The sequence below is a fragment of the Streptococcus sp. SS4 genome, from assembly GCF_030440125.1.
Lineage (GTDB): Bacteria > Bacillota > Bacilli > Lactobacillales > Streptococcaceae > Streptococcus.
The window spans coordinates 162,162-181,383 of record NZ_JAQFJM010000001.1 but is presented as its reverse complement, the minus strand read 5'-3'; the positions used below and the strand labels follow the sequence as shown (position 1 = coordinate 181,383).

Annotated in this window: 20 protein-coding genes; all 20 read right to left on the bottom strand. The window is 41.4% G+C overall.

Annotation, left to right across the window (positions count from 1 at the left end; all coding sequences use genetic code 11):
• Positions 1–1,407: a Cof-type HAD-IIB family hydrolase gene (locus PCY16_RS00875; RefSeq protein WP_301353207.1), complete on the bottom strand. Its 1,407-nt coding sequence runs from the start codon at positions 1,405–1,407 to the stop codon at positions 1–3.
• 146 nt (positions 1,408–1,553) lie between these two features.
• Positions 1,554–2,018, bottom strand: coding sequence for an SsrA-binding protein SmpB (gene smpB / locus PCY16_RS00870; RefSeq protein ID WP_002885905.1), 465 nt, complete (start codon positions 2,016–2,018; stop codon positions 1,554–1,556).
• Positions 2,019–2,039: 21 nt separating this feature from the next.
• The gene (gene rnr, locus PCY16_RS00865) at positions 2,040–4,493 is read right to left on the bottom strand and encodes a ribonuclease R (protein WP_195414135.1); all 2,454 of its coding nucleotides are present in this window, start codon (positions 4,491–4,493) and stop codon (positions 2,040–2,042) included.
• Positions 4,494–4,555: 62 nt separating this feature from the next.
• On the bottom strand, positions 4,556–4,792 hold the full coding sequence (gene secG / locus PCY16_RS00860) for a preprotein translocase subunit SecG (RefSeq protein WP_002886135.1): 237 nt from the start codon (positions 4,790–4,792) through the stop codon (positions 4,556–4,558).
• A gap of 45 nt (positions 4,793–4,837) precedes the next feature.
• Positions 4,838–4,984 (bottom strand): 50S ribosomal protein L33, encoded by a 147-nt coding sequence (gene rpmG, locus PCY16_RS00855; protein ID WP_002890443.1) that lies wholly within the window; start codon positions 4,982–4,984, stop codon positions 4,838–4,840.
• Positions 4,974–6,197: a multidrug efflux MFS transporter gene (locus PCY16_RS00850; protein WP_195414136.1), complete on the bottom strand. Its 1,224-nt coding sequence runs from the start codon at positions 6,195–6,197 to the stop codon at positions 4,974–4,976. Before PCY16_RS00850 ends, rpmG begins: the two co-directional genes overlap by 11 nt.
• Positions 6,198–6,247: 50 nt before the next feature.
• A complete protein-coding gene (gene coaE / locus PCY16_RS00845) occupies positions 6,248–6,841 on the bottom strand; it encodes a dephospho-CoA kinase (RefSeq protein WP_195414145.1) in 594 nt (197 codons plus the stop codon).
• A complete protein-coding gene (gene mutM, locus PCY16_RS00840) occupies positions 6,838–7,659 on the bottom strand; it encodes a DNA-formamidopyrimidine glycosylase (protein ID WP_301353206.1) in 822 nt (273 codons plus the stop codon). Before mutM ends, coaE begins: the two co-directional genes overlap by 4 nt.
• 44 nt (positions 7,660–7,703) lie before the next feature.
• Positions 7,704–8,603: a GTPase Era gene (era, locus tag PCY16_RS00835; protein ID WP_195414137.1), complete on the bottom strand. Its 900-nt coding sequence runs from the start codon at positions 8,601–8,603 to the stop codon at positions 7,704–7,706.
• 22 nt (positions 8,604–8,625) lie between these two features.
• Positions 8,626–9,030 (bottom strand): diacylglycerol kinase family protein, encoded by a 405-nt coding sequence (locus PCY16_RS00830; protein ID WP_002890438.1) that lies wholly within the window; start codon positions 9,028–9,030, stop codon positions 8,626–8,628.
• The gene (gene ybeY / locus PCY16_RS00825; RefSeq protein ID WP_037599238.1) at positions 9,011–9,508 is read right to left on the bottom strand and encodes an rRNA maturation RNase YbeY; all 498 of its coding nucleotides are present in this window, start codon (positions 9,506–9,508) and stop codon (positions 9,011–9,013) included. The genes PCY16_RS00830 and ybeY overlap by 20 nt, the downstream gene beginning before the upstream one ends.
• Positions 9,509–9,724: 216 nt before the next feature.
• A complete protein-coding gene (gene licT / locus PCY16_RS00820) occupies positions 9,725–10,564 on the bottom strand; it encodes a BglG family transcription antiterminator LicT (RefSeq protein WP_195414146.1) in 840 nt (279 codons plus the stop codon).
• Between the two features lie 101 nt (positions 10,565–10,665).
• Positions 10,666–11,262: a recombination mediator RecR gene (recR, locus tag PCY16_RS00815; protein WP_002889030.1), complete on the bottom strand. Its 597-nt coding sequence runs from the start codon at positions 11,260–11,262 to the stop codon at positions 10,666–10,668.
• 140 nt (positions 11,263–11,402) lie between these two features.
• Positions 11,403–13,517 carry a penicillin-binding protein PBP2B gene (pbp2b, locus tag PCY16_RS00810; protein ID WP_070576349.1) on the bottom strand — a complete coding sequence of 705 codons (2,115 nt, stop codon included), beginning with the start codon at positions 13,515–13,517 and terminating at the stop codon, positions 11,403–11,405.
• Positions 13,518–13,638: 121 nt separating this feature from the next.
• Entirely contained in the window at positions 13,639–14,475 is an 837-nt protein-coding gene (locus PCY16_RS00805; protein ID WP_195414138.1) for an NAD(P)H-hydrate dehydratase, read from the bottom strand.
• Positions 14,476–14,478: 3 nt separating this feature from the next.
• Positions 14,479–15,333, bottom strand: a complete 855-nt coding sequence (locus PCY16_RS00800; RefSeq protein ID WP_022496003.1) for a bifunctional methylenetetrahydrofolate dehydrogenase/methenyltetrahydrofolate cyclohydrolase — start codon at positions 15,331–15,333, stop codon at positions 14,479–14,481.
• A gap of 147 nt (positions 15,334–15,480) precedes the next feature.
• Positions 15,481–16,257, bottom strand: coding sequence for an alpha/beta hydrolase (locus tag PCY16_RS00795; protein WP_048790527.1), 777 nt, complete (start codon positions 16,255–16,257; stop codon positions 15,481–15,483).
• A gap of 149 nt (positions 16,258–16,406) precedes the next feature.
• A complete protein-coding gene (locus PCY16_RS00790; protein WP_002890392.1) occupies positions 16,407–16,547 on the bottom strand; it encodes a FeoB-associated Cys-rich membrane protein in 141 nt (46 codons plus the stop codon).
• A gap of 17 nt (positions 16,548–16,564) precedes the next feature.
• Complete coding sequence (feoB, locus tag PCY16_RS00785) at positions 16,565–18,703, bottom strand: ferrous iron transport protein B (protein WP_195414139.1); 2,139 nt, start codon at positions 18,701–18,703, stop codon at positions 16,565–16,567.
• Positions 18,700–19,176 (bottom strand): ferrous iron transport protein A, encoded by a 477-nt coding sequence (locus PCY16_RS00780; RefSeq protein ID WP_064523218.1) that lies wholly within the window; start codon positions 19,174–19,176, stop codon positions 18,700–18,702. Before PCY16_RS00780 ends, feoB begins: the two co-directional genes overlap by 4 nt.
• Positions 19,177–19,222 lie beyond the last annotated feature (46 nt).

Below are 19,222 nucleotides of genomic sequence, written 5' to 3'. Positions count from 1 at the left end.
TTAGTCTGCTACCTCAACTGTTTCAATCACAACATCCTCAAGTGGCTTATCTTGAGCCCCAACCTCAACATTGGCAATTTCATCAAGCACCTTGTAAGAGTCTTCATCCACCAATTGACCAAAGACTGTGTGACGGCGGTCTAGGTGAGGTGTTCCCCCATTTTCAGCATAAGCTTCTGCGATTGGTGCTGGCCATCCACCACGTTCGAGTTCCTTTTTAGCATAAGGAATTTCAGACGTTTGAACGATGAAGAATTGGCTACCATTTGTATCTGGTCCAGCATTAGCCATAGAAAGCGCACCACGGAGGTTATAGAGCTCTTCAGAAAATTCGTCCTGGAAGCTACCACCAAAGCTTGACTCACCACCCATACCAGTACCAGTTGGGTCACCACCTTGAATCATAAAGTCCTTGATAATTCTGTGGAAAATCACACCATCATAGTAGCCACTCTTGGCCAAATTGACAAAGTTAGTAACTGTTAACGGTGCATGGTCAGGGAAAAGCTTGATGACCAAATCACCATGGTTTGTTTTAATTGTTGCGACTGGACCTTCTACTGCATCCAAGTCAAGTTGTGGGAAATGAAGTTCTTTTTCTACCAATCCGAGTTCCTCCAAGGCATTGAAAATGCCATCTTCTTCTACTGTTCCTGTAACGTAATCTGCTTTTTCTTTCAGTTCTGGTGTGGCATTACCCATGGCAACCTTAAGTCCAACATAGTCAAAAATCTCCATATCGTTTGGACCATCCCCAAACATCATAGCATTGACCGGTTTAAGGTTTTCATGCTCCAAGACATGCTCGACACCAGATGCTTTTGAGATACCATTTGCTACGACGTCAGATGAGTGTTCGTGCCAAGGTACCATACGAACATGTGTCGCAAGTTCTTCTGGTAACTCAAGCTCACCATCATTTTCCGCAAAAGTCCACATATGGTAAACATCGTTCGACAAATGGAAATTTGGCTCCACATCACAAAGACCATAGACTGGTTTCATAGCATCATCAATCAAATCTGAACGCTCTGAGACAACTGGCTTATCCTTACCAGCAAAGCCCCAAGCAATCCCAATCTCCTTGCACCAAGCAACAAAAGCTTCTGTAACCTCACGAGCTAGGGGCTGATTATAAATTTCTTCCCCTTTTCGATTAATCACATAAGTCCCATTGATGGTTACAAAATAATCGGGTTCTAGGTCTCGAATATCCTCAACGACACCATAGTAGCCACGTCCTGTGGCAATCCCCGTCAAAATTCCTTTTTCTTTAAGCCCTTTGAAAACAGACTTAATAGACTCAGGAATGTAGCCTGTCTTTTTGACACGAAGGGTGTCGTCAATGTCAAAGAAGACAATCTTTGTCTTCTTGGCCTTGTATTTTGTTTTAGCATCTACTGGCATCGCTAATCTCCTTTACAGTATCACGACCAGAGTTAGGTATAGCTGCTATCCTAACTAAAGACCGTATGATACTCCCATTATATCATGTCTTAAAGCCAAAAACAAAAAATCATCTAGGACTATAGCAGTCTTAGATGATAGGCGTTTTAACGGTTAACACTCTTGATAATACGTTTGATATCACGTTCTTGTTCACGACGTTTGATAGATTCGCGTTTATCATAATCGTGTTTCCCTTTGGCAATACCAAGCAATACCTTGGCAAAACCGTTTTTTAGGTAGACCTTAAGAGGAACTAGGGTCATCCCTGTTCCCTTAAGGTCATTTTGAAGTTTGGTGATTTGCTTCTTCTTGAGCAATAATTTTCTCGTACGGTCTGGATCTTGATTCCAAATATTACCTTGCTCAAACGGAGCAATATGAACATTGATTAACCAAGCCTCACCGTTCTTGATTTGGGCATAGCCATCTTTTAGTTGGATGCGTGCCGCACGAACGGATTTAATCTCCGTCCCTGTTAGCACGATACCTGCTTCAATAGTATCAACAATACTATAGTCATGTCTAGCCTTTTTATTCTGAGCAACAACATTGCCTTCACCCTTTGGCATAGCAGTCCCTCCATTCTCATCCTATTTTCGTTTTTTAGCAACGTCCTTGTAGAAAGGTTTGTTACCTTTTTTCTTACGACGACCACTCTCACGTCCCTTGTTATCATTATGAGGACGGTTTTGATTCTTACGCTTGTCTGGTTTCTTAGATGACTTACGTTTTTCGTCATAAGAGCCTTTACGACCATTAGCATCTTGATGGTTACGGGTATCCCCACGTTTACCACGACGTTCGAAGTCTCCATTTTGACGGTCACGACGTGGACCTCTATTGCGGAAGGCTTTCGCCTTTTCTTCACGTTCCTGACGAGCCTTGTGGTCTACTTTTTCAGTGACATCATACTCGCTTGAAAGGTATTGGAAGTCAATGTCCCCGGTTTCCTTATCCGCACGTGTTAACTTGACACGGATAGGCTGACCAACTCGGAAAGTCTTACCAGTTTTCTCACCCTGAAGTGTCATGGTACGTTCATTGTAATTGTAAAATTCTGGAAGGGTCGTGATGTGAACCAAACCTTCGATAGTGTTTGGCAATTCCACAAACATACCGAATTTAACCACACTTCCGACAATACCATCGAATTCTTGACCAACAAACTCTTCCATGTATTCCGCTTTTTTCATAGCTTCAACTACACGTTCAGCATCAATGGCACGACGTTCAAGAGTTGAAGATGATGTCGCTAACTCAGGAATAACCTCTTCAAAATGTTCACGCGTTTCTTGAGACATATTGTTAGTGTACTCACGAATCATTCGGTGAACCAAGAGGTCTGGGTAACGACGGATCGGACTAGTAAAGTGGGTATAATACTGAGCCGCAAGTCCATAGTGTCCGTGGTTGTGTTCTGAATAGCGGGCTTGTTGCATTGAACGAAGCAGCATCATGTTCATAACTTCTGCTCCAGGTTTTCCCTGAACTTTGGCCATAAACTCTTGCAAGTCTAGCTGATCCATCTTATTGGCAGTTCCTTTGATTTGAACACCAAAGATAGAGGCATAATCCATGAAGCGTTGCAATTTCTCAGCTTTTGGCTCTTCGTGGATACGGTAAATAAATGGCAACTTAGCCTTAGCAAAGTGCTCTGCCACACATTCATTGGCAGCCAACATGAAGGATTCAATCATTCGCTCGGCTGTTCCACGTTCACGCACCACGATATCCACTGGCACTCCCTTCTCATTAACCAAGATACGAGCTTCAGATGTATCAAAGTTAAGGGCACCACGACGCTCACGCATGTCTTCTAAAATCTTATGCAATTCTGCCATAGCTGATACAGAATCCATGATCGGCTTAAACTGCTCAATCTTTTCTGGATTTCCAGCCAACATCTCATTGACATCACTGTAGGTCATACGGAAGGTTGTATTAATCACAGATTGGCAAATCTTATGATTAACCACCTTACCTTTAGGAGTAATCTCCATAATGGCTGATTGCGTCAAACGATCAACATTGGGATTAAGTGAACAAATACCATTTGAAAGACGCTCAGGCAACATTGGCACTACGCGGTCTGTCACATAAACAGAAGTCCCACGTGCTACGGCCTCACGGTTAAGTGCAGAACCTTCAGTGACATAGTAGGACACGTCAGCAATATGAACACCAAGCTCAAAGTTACCATTTGGCAAACGTTTGATATGGACCGCATCGTCCAAGTCCTTAGCATCGGCTCCGTCAATAGTAAAGGTTACTTCTTGACGAAGGTCAACACGACCAAGGAGGTCTTCCTGACTCGGTGCATCTGGGACAGCTTCTGCTTCCGCCATGACATCCTCTGGGAATTCTGAAACAATATCCATTGATTCCAAGACTTCCAAGACATCAATACCGGCATCCCCCTGATGACCAATAATGTCACGAACACTTCCTACGAAATAATCATAGTGACGGTTAGGGTATTTTTCAATATCAACCTTGATAATTTCAGTACCATCTAGGGCAACTGGTTCTTTCTTGATATAAATTGGCTGCTGAATTTTTTGGTTTTTAGACTTAATGTAACCCGCATAAGGTTCTTTCTCGTCGCTAAGGATAAATTTCCCTACAACAGTCTTAAGCGAACGTTCTACAATTTCAACAACACGCGCTTCTGCTGCTGTCCCACGTAAACGATCTGCTGGCTTCTTGATGACAACGGCAACAGTATCACCGTCAATGGCATGGCCAACATCATTACGACCGATGAACATATCATCTTCACTGCCATCGACATGCAAAAAACCAAAGCCGTTCTTATTGGCACGGAAGACACCTTCAACAGTCACCTGATTAGGATTTTCTTTCTTAGGACGCAAGGATACAGAGCCATCTCGGTTAAAACGCAACTGTCCCTTACTTTCCATGGCTGATATGACCTTGATGAGCTGAGGGAACTTTTCTCCCCCAGCATGATTAAGAGCCTGGGCAATGTCGTTTACACTGGATTTCCCATGCTCCTTCAAATAATTTATAATAGATTCTTTCATGATTTCCTTTTCTTTTATTTATTGACTATAACGCAAAAAATGAGCCAACCTCAGTCAGCTCATTACTTACTTGAGAGAATGGAAAGGACGATTGCATCTACAATCCATAGAAAAACCATGATTCCTGTAAAGCGTTGCATAAAGGCTTCAAAACCACGTGGTTTACTACGTTCAAATAGTGCTTCTGACCCACCACCATCAAAGACATTGCTACTTGGATTTTTTTGTGGCTGCATGAATACCGCAATCACAATAATAGCTGACATCACCAAGAGCAGCGTTAATAATAAGTCGTACATAGTTATTCCTCCGAAAAAGTCCTTTTTATTCTACCATAGAACCCTTTAAGATTCAACATGTAAGGTTACTTTTCTATCCTTAGGGCAGAATTTGGGTACCTGAATTTTCTCAGGATGATTCTGTTTATTTTTACTTGTGAGATAGTTGATGCTCCCACATTCACTACACTTTAAATTTATTTTAACTCTCACCTATATTCTTGACTCCTAGCGATTTTCTAAAGATGATTAAGGACCAGACGAAATTTCCAAAGACGATCATTGCAGTCACAAAGAAGACCCAGCGATAACCTAGCCCAGTCGCAACTGCTGAACCAACAAAAGGACCTAAAACTTGTCCAATGTATGAAAAGCTTTGATTAAAGCTAAATATTCTTGAGATTCCTTCCTTGGGTGTCATCTTGGTCAATAAAGAATTGACACTAGGCATAAGGGCACCCACACCGAAGCCATAGGCAAAACGTAAGATACCCAATTGTAAGGCTGAACCGGCAAAACCACAAAGGGAATACAAGAGGAAGCTATAAAATAGCCCCATTAAAAGCAAGCGATGATTCCCAATACGGTCTCCCAATTTTCCCAGAAAAGGGGTACTCAAGAGACTAGAGAAGCCCATAGCAGAAACAATTAAACCTGAGTAAAAAAGGATATTGTCCCTCTGACCTAAATAACGAATATAAAGGGCCAACATAGGCGCAATCGATTGGGCAGAAATCTGGATAATCATACTGGTCACAAAAAGGCCAATCAACATAGATTTGCTGGGAATTTTCGCAAAAACCTGAGAAAGAGTCATCATCTCTCCCTTTTCGATAGGTTGAAAATTCTCTCGCAAACCAAAGACAGTTAAGAGGCAGCAGATAAATAGAATGAGGCCCACCAATAAAAAGGTCCCTCTCATACCAAACGCCTCAGACAAGGTACCACCTAACAAAGGGCCAATCAGAACACCTGCCGTTAGACCCGTAGATAAGGTCCCCAGGGCATAGCCAGAACGGTTCTGAGGAACCTGACTAGCAATTAAAGCTGTGGCATTTGGGACATACCCCGCAAACAAACCATTCAGCGTTCTTAAGAAAAGCAGCCAGAAAACATTTGGGACTAAGGCAAGACCTCCCATTGTAAAAGTCATCACCATGCTGGCTCTAATCATCATGGGCTTTCGGCCATAACGGTCAGCCAAGCGTCCCCAAATAGGAGAAACCAGGGCCGAGGCTAAAGCAGAGATGGCAACAGACAAACCAGTATACCATTCAACCATGTCTCCTTTAACACCTAGTTCCTCAATGTAGAGGGCCATGAAAGGCATAACAATGGAGAAACTAGCGCCAGTAAAAAAGGTTCCTATCCATGCAATTTTAAGGTTACGTTGCCAATCAGTACTTTTAAGCTCTTTTTGGCGCAAATAATCATCTTCTTTCTAAAATTCACTATCCATTATATCACAATGGTTAGCTATGAGGAGCTAGGTAAATCATTTATTGCGCTCTTCACTTTCTCCTTCAAATCATCGAGACTACCGTTATTATCAAGAACCAAGCTGGCATAAGGCTTTTTCTCTTCTAAAGACATCTGGCTAGCGATACGCATACTAGCTTCCTTTGAACTTAAGTGATTACGTTTCATCAAGCGTTGGCGCTGGACCTCAGGTAACACTGCCACCAACCAAATCTGGTCAAACCAGTCCTGATACCCATTCTCAATAAGTAAGGGAATATCCATAAAAAAAACATCTTCTTTCTTGGCCAAACAATCCCTTTGAGTTGCTAGTTCCTCTCGAATAATTGTCCCTTGAATCTCAGCAGACCGATGTCTCATCTCCTCATTCGAAAAAATCAGATGCCCTAGTTTAGGACGATTCAATTCTCCATTAGGAAGGAGAATCTCCTCTCCCAACCAATCAAGCAAGGCACTATACAAACGGCCTCCTTTGGCCTGCATATCGTGGACAAGCTGATCAGCATCAATGACCTTGTAACCTGCCTCTTTAATCATTTCAACAACCGTTGATTTTCCTGAAGCAATACCACCTGTTAACCCAATAATCATCGTTTCTGACAATGAGGACACAAATGTGTCCCTCTCCCTCCTAACTTGATTTTCTCAATTGTGCTTGCGCAGCGTGGACAAGGCTGTCCCGTTTTTCCGTAAACCTGCAAATAGTTCTGCATGGTTCCGTCCTCACCAAGGGCATTACGATAGGTCCTTATGGTTGAGCCGCCTTTTTCAATGCCAAGCTGTAAAATGGCAATCGTTTGATCATGGACCCGCTTCATGGCTGCCTTGCTGAGTTCCTTTGCTGGCGTTTCAGGATGAACCTTGGCCGCCCAAAGCACCTCATCAACATAGATATTTCCTAGACCAGCCACCAATTTTTGCTCCAAGAGGAGACTTTTAATGGGCTTTGCAGAACTCATCAAGGCTCTCTCAAATAGAGCGTATTTAAAGGCCTTCTTAGTAGGCTCAGGACCAAGCTTTTTCCTTGTAAGATAAGCCTCCTCTTGACTTTTAGCCAATAAATCAAAGGTTCCAAACTTGCGGACATCTTGATAGACGAGGGTGGAGCCATCATCTAACTTAAAAAATAAGTGAAAATGCTTGTTGGTAGGAACTTGATCTGTAAACAGCAGGTATTTCCCCTCCATACGCAAGTGGGAAATCATAATCAACTGTCCAAAGTCAAAAATCAAGTACTTACCTCTTCGTCGCAGGGCTTGAATAGTCTGACCAGGTAAATCAATCAAAAAACTATCGTAGGAGGTCTTAATCATTTTGGGAACCTTGACCTCAAGCGACAAAATAGTCCGACCTACTACTAACCGTTCTAAACCTCGTCTAACAGTTTCTACCTCAGGTAACTCAGGCATCTGCTCCTCCTTCTAGCAAGAAAGCCAAGCAAGTGCCCAGCTTTTTAATATTCTTTTTCATTGTAACCAAAATCGGCCAAATCAAGTTTTTTATCACGCCAATTTTTCTTAACCTTAACCCAGGTTTCAAGGAAGACCTTGTCCCCAAGCATGACTTCAATATCTTTACGAGCAAGGGTACCAATTTTCTTGAGCATGGAACCTTGTTTACCAATAACAATCCCTTTTTGGCTGTCACGCTCAACCATGATTGTCGCACGAATATGAATCTTATCCGTGTCTTCATCACGCTTCATCTCATCAATGACAACCGCAACAGAGTGTGGAATTTCTTCACGTGTCAACTGAAGGACTTTTTCACGAATCATCTCTGATACCAAAAAACGCTCAGGGTGATCGGTGATTTGGTCCGCTGGGAAATATTGGAACCCTTCCTCAAGGTTATCACTCAAGACATCCACAAGGTGGGAAACATTGTTCCCTTGGAGGGCAGATATCGGAATAATCTCCTTGAAATCCATTTGTGTACGGAAATCGTCAATCTGCTCTAGGAGCTGATCTGGATGGACCTTGTCAATCTTATTGATTACCAAGATAACTGGAACTTTAGCTTGTTTGAGGCGTCCGATAATCATATTATCACCCTTACCACGAGGCTCATCCGCTGGTACCATAAAGAGGACTGTATCAACCTCACGAAGGGTTGAATAAGCAGATTCCACCATAAAATCCCCAAGAGCCGTCTTAGGCTTATGAATCCCTGGGGTATCGATAAAGACAATCTGTTCCTTATCGGTTGTGTAAATTCCCATAATTTTATTGCGGGTTGTTTGAGCCTTATCACTCATGATAGCAATCTTTTGCCCCATAACATGGTTCAAAAACGTTGATTTTCCTACATTAGGACGGCCGAGAATAGCCACAAATCCTGATTTAAATGTCATATAACTTCTTTCCTATTTCGTTTTAATTGAAAATTAAGTGCCAAATTTTAGGTATGAAAACAATCATCCCCGTAATGACTGCATAACAAGAAACCACTAAAACAGCTCCAGCGGCCATATCCTTGGCATTTTTGGCTAGCATCGAAAAGTGATAATTACTAGCTAAATCGACAACATTTTCAATGGCAGAATTAACAATCTCTAGGGCAATTACGAGAAAAACTGCCATCAAAAGAAAGAGCCATTCTGTCGCAGACACACGGAAAATCAAGCCAGCCAATACCACCAAGATAGCTGAAACCAAGTGCTTGCGCATATTGCGTTCTTCTTTGAAAGCCGTTATTATTCCTGTCAGAGCAAACTCAAAACTAGCTGTAAATTCTCTATTTTTCCACTTTTTTTGTGGATTATTGTCGCGTAAGTCCATAAGCAGTCAAAATTTCTTCCTGTAATCCAAACATTTCCGCTTCTTCTTCTGGGGTGTAATGGTCATAGCCATTGATATGGAGAAAACCGTGAACAGCCAAGAAACCCATCTCACGTTCAAAACTATGTCCATAATCCTCAGCTTGTTCATGAGCCTTATCAACGGAAATAAAGAGTTCACCGATATAACTATCAAACTCTCCCATCATTTCAGCTAATTCAGGATTTTCAGCCAACTCTTCCTCATCAAAGCTAATATCTAATTCAGGCTTATACTCCAAACTAATGACATCTGTTGGACGGTCTGTATCACGATATTCCAAGTTTAGTTCGTGGCTGCGTTCGTTGGTTACAAATGTAACAGCCATTTCCTTGTCTTCCTTGCCAAGTTTTTCTGCTGCAAAATCTAGCAACTCCAAGGTTTGTTCTTTTAATTTCTCAGAGACTTGTCCAGTCTCGTCAATCATTTCAATATACATAAGATTCTTTAGGAACGGCTATGCTCACTTCAAGCACAGAACCGCTCGCTTCCTTTCACTAACTCATTAGCTTTTTATAGAAATACTCAAATACATAGAATCCTAACTTTGAGTATTTTTAGTTTAATATTAATCACCTCATTATACCATAAGGACACAGAAAAAGCAGACTTAAGTCTAATTGTCTGCTTTTTGTATGGCCTCTCCGTGAATCGCTTACTTATCCAAACTATCCTTAAGACGTTGAATATGAATGGTTAAATAGACCTGTTCGTCCAAACTCAATTCAAAAGTGTAACCTGTCTTAATATAGTTAGCAATCTTTTGGGTACAGATAAAGGATTCTGGATAATTTACCCTAACCTGCTCGTAAAGAAAAGCATCATTTTTACCACCACTAACCCCACTCACAATCCGTTGCGCTAGATAGCGAAGATGTGTAATAAATCGGTTATAAGAGAAACTATCCTCCTCCAAATCACAACCAAAATGAAGACGGACAATGTCACTAATTCCAACTACAATTTGAGTCATCTGTCGGTCTTTTTCATGGAGACCCGCATCCTTTTGTGCATTGACAAAATGTAAAGCGACAGAGGCAGCCTCATCATCTGCCAATTTAACTTCTAAATCCTTGGCAATCAAACGAAGAGATTGTTTTCCAATCTCATACTCCCGAGGGTAAAATTTTCGAACCTCCCAAGCCAAGGGATTCTGCAGAAAAATACCTTCTCCACTTCTTTCAATGGCGTAATGTAGGTGGTCAGCTAGGGCGATGAAAAAAGAGGGGTCAAACTTGGTTTGTAAGACAGCTTCAGCAAAAGTAAGGATATTCAAAAAGACCTGCATTTCACCTTCAGGCAAATTGACATAAACACGAGACCATTCATCTACTGCCTCTATATTTTCTAAAACAAAAGTCTTTTCAATCTTTTCCTTATCAACAAAGTCTCCGACCTTCTTTTGAAAGCCCAGTCCCTTGCCCATGACAATGTATTCCACATTATTATCCAAAGCCTGAACAACATTGTTGTTTAAAATCTTTTCAATCTGCATCATGATCCCTCGTCATTAAAGCGTTTGCTTTATTTTACCAAATTTTTAATGAGAAACCTACTTACTGCAAACAAAAAGCGCTGGACTTACCAACACTTTTCCTAAAGTTCTGTTCGATTTTCGATAGCTCTTAGCAAGGTCACTTCATCAGCATACTCGATGTCAGAACCAACAGCCAAACCACGCGCTAAACGAGTCACCTTGATTCCCGCAGGTTTGAGGACACGTGAAATATACATAGATGTTGCCTCACCATCTGCTGTTGCATTAGTAGCAATGATAACTTCGTCAACCTCGCTATCCATAAGACGAGTAATCAAACTTTTCAAGTTAATATCATCTGGTCCAACACCATTCATAGGGGAAATAAGCCCTTGAAGCACATGGTAGAGACCACGGTATTCCTGAATCTTTTCCATAGCTGAAACATCTTTGGAGTCTTCAACAACCAAAATCTTAGTACGATCTCTCGTTTCATCTGTACAAATGTTACAGGGATCATCATCTGTCAAACGACCACAGACCGAACAATAAGTCAATTCACGTTTGGCTGCCAAGAGGTTTTTGGCGAAATCATTGACATCTTCATCAGACATGCTAATGGTATAAAAAGCTAGGCGTGTCGCTGTTTTAGCCCCAATTCCAGGGAGTTTTGAAAAACTATCAATCAGCTTCGCAATTGGAGTAGGATAAAGCATGAAGGCCTCCTGTTCTTTATATGATTTTATTCATCTCTTATCTTTTGTCACTGTCATGGATATGTCTTTACCCAAGAACAAATACTCAAACACTATATCACAGAAAAATCCCTCGTGCAAGGCACAAGAGATTTTCATATTTAGTGAGTATTTTGATAAAGTTCCATGATAGCTTTGACCGCATTTTGATGAGCCTTACTCTTCCAGTCTAGAGCATGTGGATACATGATTCCAACAGCCAACTTCGTACCATCTTTGGCAGTCGCATAGGCCACGGCATTAAGGTTAACCGTTGTTACAGAGTTACCGGAAGCATCCGTTGCATAAGTTTCGGCTGTCCCTGTTTTACCACTAATTGGAATGATAGAACTTGCCATAGCTTTACCAGTCGCAAGGCTAGAACCGGAATTAACGACATCATTAAAGCCTTGTTGGATAATCCCCATCTGCTCAGAATCAAGAGGTAAGGTATTTAATACACGTGTATCTACCGTTGAAGCTAGAGTTCCTAAGCTACCATTTGTGCCAGCATCATAGATACCTCCCACAATATGAGGTGCTACACGTTTACCACCATTTGCAATTGAAGCAACATACTGAGCCAATTGAATAGTTGTATAAGAGTCGTACTGACCAAAAGCTTCTGTCAAGACGTTGGCTACATTGTAATTCTTAGAAATATAACCTTCTGATTCTCCAGGCAAATCAAGTCCTGTAGATACCCCCATACCAAAATCAGCGTAGGTATCACGAAGTGTCGTCATGGCCTTATCCATATTGTCAGTCGACAAGGCCATGCCTGGAACATATTGTTGGCCAAGTAGTTTGATTGCAATCTGCACCATATAGGTATTTGATGAATATTCTAGAGCCTGTGTCGCGGTAATAGGACGGCTACCTTGATCTGTAAACCAAGACGTAATCGAGGCTGAACCAGCAATGTTGATTGGTTGGTCAGTCAAGACCTGATTTCCATAGATGGCACCTGAACGCCAACCAGCAGTTAGGGTCGCTCCCTTAACAACAGATCCTGGAATAAAGACATCAGTGATTGTTCCTAAGGCATTTGCTTTAAAATCTTGTGCTCCTTGTTCATGTTTTTGCCCCGCCATGGCAAGTACAGCACCAGTGTCAGCATTCATAACAACGGCATACATTCCTTCAGAATAGGTAGCTTTGTTCTCTGAAATCTCTGAAGAAAGCTGTTGACCTAGGATATCTTCAACTCCCTTTTGGAAATCAAGGTCGATGGTCAACTGCAGATTGTTACCCTTACTTCCCTTTTGAGTGATTTTATCACTATCAACTTCGCCTTCCTTGTCTACTGTAATCTCACGAACAGTATGTTTCCCTTGTAGCTTCTCCTCGTATTCTTTTTCTAGATAAGAAGTTCCTACACGGTCATTAAGGGCATAACCTTTTTTGAGGTATTCCTTGGCATCTTCTTGTGGCAAACCTGCTTCTGAACTTGAGACTTTCCCGATGAGAGGAGACAAGGCTGAATCAACCGTATGACGCTCCCAATCCTTAGCAACCGTAATACCATTAAGTTCCTTCTGTTTAGCTGCTACAATCGCAATTTGTTCAGGAGTCAAGTCTCCTGTTTTCAATGTGACTGTTGAGAAATTAGAAACAGCATTCATCTGTGAGTAAATGTAGACAATCTTAAGCTCATCCTCAGTGTAATCCACTGCTTCATCAGGAACGGCATCAACAGCATTGTTGTAAATAGTAGCTTCAGCTAATTTATTACCAAACTTATCTGTTTTCTTGTCCTTTGGAAGATCATTAACCACACGTTTGTAGGTGGCAGAATCCGCTAGATAGAAATCGCGTTTCTGGCGTGCTGTTACCTTCGTCTCCGTTAGTGTTACCATGGTCGCTAACTTTTCAGCGACCTTCTTCATAGTATCTGATGACACCAAATTGCTACGTGTAAAGGTGATAACGTCCTTACTCTGGTTGGTCGTAAGAGCGACCCCCTTAGCATCAAAGATTTGCCCACGTTCGCTTGCAATTCTAACCGTATACTTGGAGTTATCCTCTAATTTCTTAGTATAAAACGATTTGTTATAAACCTGCATATAGGTCAAACGTGCAAAAAGCAACAAAAAAAGGACAAAGACTACACCAAAAAGCAAGTAAACACGACGTGAAATGTTTACTGGCTTTCTAGGTTTATTCGCTCGTTTTTCTTTTTGTTTTTGGCGCCGTTTTTCCCATTTTTGACTGAGTTTTTTCGAAAATGATGTCACTTTTTTTCCTCTATGTTCTCATAAAAATTCTCTTTTATTTTATCACAAATAAGCTTTAGCAAACTTAAAAAAATGTCGAAATCTAAAAAAACTTGCCTCAATATAAGACACGTTTTTTAGATTATATTGACAACTTTTTCATCCAGCTAGGAATGGCTTTACTGATAAGAGTCGGCAAAACCACATAGGCATTTTTAGCCAGATCATCAGCGATAGCTGAGTGAAGCCAGGTAGCTACTGTAACAGCCTTATAGCGATCAATTGAAGCGAACTGGGCCAGAAAACCAGTAATCATACCAGCTAAGGTATCTCCCATTCCTCCTGTGGCTTGATAAGGCCCACCAACTTCTAAATGAGCTACTTTTTCACCCTGATAGACAGCCGTCTTATGACTCTTGGCAACCAGGATTGTCCCAGCTCGGAACTCTCCCAAGGCTTTTTGAGTGTTGGAAACTGTCTGCTCTGGAATCCTTAAACCAGATAAGCGTTCCCATTCTTTTTGATGTGGGGTGAGAGTAAGATGACAATCTGGTAGGTTCTTCTTATTTTTCTTAGCCAAAAGATTGAGAGCTGAACCATCAACAACCAAATTTTGATCTGCCCTAATATTTGCCAGAACCAAGCCCATAGCCTGACTAGCTGCACCATCTTCACCTAGGCCAGAACCGATTAATACCACATCAGCTGCCCTAAGATTCTCAAGAAATCTTTCAGTCTCTCTAAGGTCAAAAGCCATGGCTTCAGGGAGATGAGCATGAAGGGCTGTGATATTTTCACGATCCGTAGCCACTGTGACCAAGCCTGCCCCACTATTGACACAAGCTATGGCAGCCATAATGATGGCACCACCATAAGGATAAAGCCCACCAACTAAAAGCACTCGACCGTAAGAACCCTTGTGAGACTCTCTCAAGCGAGGTGTTATCACTTGCCTAGCTAAATCGTCATCAACTTTCATAAACTATCCTTTCGCACTACGAAGAGCAGCTTGATAGGTCTGTTCCATCAACATAGTAATAGTCATAGGGCCTACACCACCTGGAACAGGCGTGATCATGCCAACCTTATCTTTCACTTGATCAAAATCAACGTCACCACAAAGTTTGCCTTCTTCATCACGGTTGATTCCTACATCAATGACAACAGCACCCTCTTTGACATATTCTTCCGTTACAAATTTTGCACGTCCAATAGCTACAATCAAGACATCTGCCTTGCTACAAACCTTAGCCAAATGCGGTGTTCGTGAGTGGGTCAAGGTAACTGTAGCATTCTTTTCTAGAAGAAGCTGAGCCATAGGTTTACCAACAATATTACTACGTCCGATAATAACTGCTGTCTTACCTTCCAATTCAACATTGTACTCACGAAGGATTTCCATAATCCCAGCCGGTGTACAAGGCACCATTTGACGGCGACCATTCCAGAGATTACCAGTATTCATAGGATGAAAACCATCAACATCTTTTTTAGGATCAATAGCCAAAAGAATACGCATTTCATTAATATGATTAGGCAGTGGCAATTGAACCAAGATACCATGGAAAAGCGGATCCTGATTATAGCGCTCAATAACTTCAATCAACTCTTCCTCACTAATACTCTCAGAAAGATTGACCGTCTGACTATGGAAGCCAGCCTTTTTAGCAGCACGTTCCTTATTACGCACATAAACCTGACTGGCAGGGTTATCACCGACCATGATTACCACGAGTCCTGGCACAATCCATTCCTTTTCTTTTAGACGTGCTACCTTATCATGCAATTGATCCTGCATTTTAGCAGCTAGGGCCTTACCATCCATTATTATCGCCATGGGTGTTCTCCAATACATACTTTTTTTCAATTATACCATAGTGAGGACTCTTTGTGACTAAATTTTCTAAAATTTCAAAAAGACGTCTCAAATGAAAGCTAAAAAAGCTGGAATTGCCTTCCAACTTCTTTTGATTATGTTTCGTGACTAATCCACAAAACCATTTTGCTGACTCCAACCCTTAATAACCTTCAAGGTCTTCTGCTGGTATTTGCCACTTTCATACATGTGATCTGCACCTGTTAAGGAAACGAGAACAGAATCACGGTAGTTCTTAGCTGTTCTTCTAGCAATATTAGGATGAGTCATCTTATCCTTGGTTCCTGAAATGACGAGAACAGGACATAAAATGTTACTAAAGTCCACATAAGCTGCCTTTGTCTTATCAAACCAATGAAGAGCCATCTGAGTATAAACTTTTCCTGATTCAGGAACCAGATTAGCAAAAACTTCCTCTTTCAAAGCTTCCTCTTGTTCATTCATGCAATACTTGAAAAACTCCTTTTTATAAGGGGGCATGGCTTTTTTCCAAAAACCCCAGCGTAAAAAGTGTTTGCCAAAACAAGCTAACATGGTTGGATAAAAGGCATAAATATCTGCTGTCGGAGCAGGTCCCATGAGAATCATACCAGCAACTTCTGTCTTTTCAGCAACCATTTGAGCCACCAGACAGCCTAAAGAGTGCCCTAAAATAAGTGGTGGTTGGTCTAGACTTTCAATCAAAGCCACTAAATCATCTCGATAGTCCTGCAAAGTAACAGTCCCAACTTTAGCTAGGCACTCTTGATAAGGTAGGTCATGGTAACGAAAGCTAGGTGTATGCACCTTGTATCCCATTTGACGTAGACCTGTCGCAAATTCTCCCCAAACATTGCCATCACACCAGGTCCCATGAATTAGGACAATCTCTCTGTTCAAAACCATTCCTTATACATCTCCCTTTTTTGTTAAAAAATTAGATTATTTATCTATCTTATAGTATCACACTTCCAACCTACATACCTTTATACATTTCTTACAATCGTAAGAAAATGGTTCCTTATTCATTTAAGAGACCATTTTTCTATATATTATTAGCGATTAGCCTTATGCATTTCTTCCTTAACCGGACAAGAACACTCACAATCGCCACAAGAACCTTTTCCTTTGATATAGTGACGGATGCCAAGACCAGCCAAAGCAAAAATAATGAAGGCAATGATAAATGTTGACATAACAATTCCTCCTAAACCTAAATATGGGCTTCTTGAAGATTATCCAAGCTAATGATTTGATCCTTAATCTGACATGGTTTACGAACCACAAAATAAATCATGGTCACTAACAGCAAGAAGGCAACAAAAGTCCAAATTGTCATTGACTTGCCGTATAGGATAACTTGGCCAAACTGATAAAGAATTAAACTCACACAATAAGCTAGGCCTGTTTGAAAACCGATAGCACCAACCGTCCATTTAAGATTGGCCATTTCACGCTTAATAGCTCCAATAGCCGCAAAACATGGGGCACAAAGTAAATTAAAGACTAAGAAGGAATAAGCTGCTAGGGAAGAATAATCTCCTCGCAGAGCCTCAGCTAAACCAGCTTCACTGCTATTATGATAGAGAATACCAAAGGTGGCAACAACAGTCTCCTTGGCAGCTAAGCCTGTAAGAGCCGCAACTGTTGCCTTCCAATTTCCAAATCCAAGCGGATCAAAAATCCAAGACAAACTCCTACCGAGAGTCGCCAAAATGCTGGCTTCCGTATCTACCGTATGTAGCGTAAAGTTGTAGTTAGACATAAACCAGATAAGAACTGTCAAACTGAAAATGATGGTTCCCGCACGTTTGACAAAACTCATAGCCTTACCAAAGGCATAGCGCAAAACTGACATGGCTTTAGGCCAATGGTAAGCAGGCAATTCCATTATAAACGGACTGGTTAGGCCACCCAAAAAACTCGTCTTTTTGAGGGCAATACCTGATAAGATAATGGCAGCCATCCCAATAAAATAAGTACTTGGTGCTACTAATGAGTTACTAGGGAAGAAAGCTCCAGCAATCAAGGCAATTATTTCCAACTTGGCCGAACAAGGCATGAAGGTTGCCGTCATAATGGTAATGCGACGGTCCCTTTCATTTTCAATCGTTCGACTAGACATAACCGCTGGAACCCCGCAGCCTGTCGAAATCAACATGGGAATAAAGGATTTTCCAGAAAGCCCAAAACGTCGGAAAATACGGTCCATAACAAAGGCAATACGACTCATATATCCAATGTCCTCAAGCACACCCAAACAGATAAAGAGCACAAAAATTTGAGGAAGGAATCCTAGTACTGTCCCAATCCCAGCGACGATACCATCAATAATCAAAGACTTAAGCCAGTCCTGAACTTGAAGAAAGTCAAGACCAGAAGTTACCAAATCTGGAACATACTTACCAAAAAGCACATCGTTAGCCCAGTCTGTCCACATGGTTCCAACAGTTTGGATAGATAAGAAATAAACCAAATACATAACTGCTGCGAAAATTGGTAAAGCCAAAATACGGTTGGTAACAATCCTATCAATCTTATCTGACAAGGTCAGGGCAAAATCTTCCGTATGACTTTGAGCCATCTGGCAAACACGTTCGATAAAGGCATAACGCTCATTAATGACAATTGACTCCGCATCTTCAGTGAAAACTTCCTCAGTGATACGAATGATATCTTTGATTTCTTTTCGTTGGAATGGGGACAAGTCTAGCTCAGCCTCAACTAAAGCATCGTGTTCAAAAAGTTTAATGGCATAAAAACGCGCAGACCTTTGCGGCACCGAATTTCCCAAGACTTCCAAAATTTGTGAAATAGCAGCTTCTAATTTATCATCATAAATTGGAAAGGCAATATCACCGACTGTAGAAGTCGTCGTATGGGCTGCCTTCTTCACTACCTGATCCACACCAGTTTGCTTGAGAGCACTAGTAGCTACTACTGGGACGCCTAGATGATAAGATAATTTATCAACATTAATTTGTTTTCCCTGAGCCTCTAAAACATCACTCATGTTAAGTGCTAAAGTGACTGGAATACCTGTCTCAATCAACTGCGTTGTTAGATAAAGGTTACGCTCCAAATTTGTCGCATCGACTACATTTAAAATGCTGTCTGCCCTTTGGCTCAACAAATAGTCACGCGCTACCTTTTCTTCAGGGCTATAGGGTGACATTGAGTAAATCCCTGGTAAATCCTGGATTTCTAAATCCTTATTCTTTTTGACCAGACCACTTTTTCGTTCTACAGTAACACCCGGCCAGTTACCAACACGCTGATTGGTCCCTGTTATCAGGTTGAATAAACTGGTTTTACCACTATTAGGATTACCTATTAATGCAATTTCTGTCATTTTTCCTCTCCCTCGTCCAGCATGACCACACTAATCATTTGCGCTTCCGACTTGCGTAGGGTTAATTCATACCCTCTCAAGCTAATTTCTAGAGGATCTCCCAAAGGGGCTACCTTACGCAATAAGACCCGAGTACGCTTTGTAATTCCCATATCCATAAGACGCCGTTTGGTCTCATTTGCTGAAAAAATATCAGTAACGATAGCCGAACGTCCAACTGGTAATTCAGAAAGAGGTATCTTTTCCTGATCTTCCTCTGCAGGTGCCAAATCAATCTTATCTAGAATCGAAGCATCAAAGGCTAAGCGACTCCCCTTTACGATAATAATAGCACTATTCTTGGTCTTAGTTACCACCTCAATCATTTCACCGGCAGCCAGCCCTAGGTTAGATAAGTGCAAAAGACTATCCTTAGGGAGGTTAATGCCAAGAATCCGATAAGGCGTTTTTAAGGCCGCATCATATATGAGCATTTTTCTTGACCTACTTTATTATTTTTGATATGGCATCATTATAGCA

Bases quoted from the DNA above. Each gene is read 5' to 3' on its own strand.
- PCY16_RS00875 (WP_301353207.1), bottom strand. From the start codon at position 1,407: ATGCCAGTAGATGCTAAAACAAAATACAAGGCCAAGAAGACAAAGATT.
- smpB (WP_002885905.1), bottom strand. From the start codon at position 2,018: ATGCCAAAGGGTGAAGGCAATGTTGTTGCTCAGAATAAAAAGGCTAGA.
- rnr (WP_195414135.1), bottom strand. From the start codon at position 4,493: ATGAAAGAATCTATTATAAATTATTTGAAGGAGCATGGGAAATCCAGT.
- secG (WP_002886135.1), bottom strand. From the start codon at position 4,792: ATGTACGACTTATTATTAACGCTGCTCTTGGTGATGTCAGCTATTATT.
- coaE (WP_195414145.1), bottom strand. From the start codon at position 6,841: ATGATTATTGGGTTAACAGGTGGTATTGCTTCAGGAAAATCAACGGTT.
- mutM (WP_301353206.1), bottom strand. From the start codon at position 7,659: ATGCCTGAGTTACCTGAGGTAGAAACTGTTAGACGAGGTTTAGAACGG.
- era (WP_195414137.1), bottom strand. From the start codon at position 8,603: ATGACATTTAAATCAGGATTTGTGGCTATTCTCGGCCGTCCTAATGTA.
- PCY16_RS00830 (WP_002890438.1), bottom strand. From the start codon at position 9,030: ATGGACTTACGCGACAATAATCCACAAAAAAAGTGGAAAAATAGAGAA.
- ybeY (WP_037599238.1), bottom strand. From the start codon at position 9,508: ATGTATATTGAAATGATTGACGAGACTGGACAAGTCTCTGAGAAATTA.
- licT (WP_195414146.1), bottom strand. From the start codon at position 10,564: ATGCAGATTGAAAAGATTTTAAACAACAATGTTGTTCAGGCTTTGGAT.
- recR (WP_002889030.1), bottom strand. From the start codon at position 11,262: ATGCTTTATCCTACTCCAATTGCGAAGCTGATTGATAGTTTTTCAAAA.
- PCY16_RS00805 (WP_195414138.1), bottom strand. From the start codon at position 14,475: ATGAAAGTTGATGACGATTTAGCTAGGCAAGTGATAACACCTCGCTTG.
- PCY16_RS00800 (WP_022496003.1), bottom strand. From the start codon at position 15,333: ATGGCGATAATAATGGATGGTAAGGCCCTAGCTGCTAAAATGCAGGAT.
- PCY16_RS00795 (WP_048790527.1), bottom strand. From the start codon at position 16,257: ATGGTTTTGAACAGAGAGATTGTCCTAATTCATGGGACCTGGTGTGAT.
- PCY16_RS00790 (WP_002890392.1), bottom strand. From the start codon at position 16,547: ATGTCAACATTTATCATTGCCTTCATTATTTTTGCTTTGGCTGGTCTT.
- feoB (WP_195414139.1), bottom strand. From the start codon at position 18,703: ATGACAGAAATTGCATTAATAGGTAATCCTAATAGTGGTAAAACCAGT.
- PCY16_RS00780 (WP_064523218.1), bottom strand. From the start codon at position 19,176: ATGCTCATATATGATGCGGCCTTAAAAACGCCTTATCGGATTCTTGGC.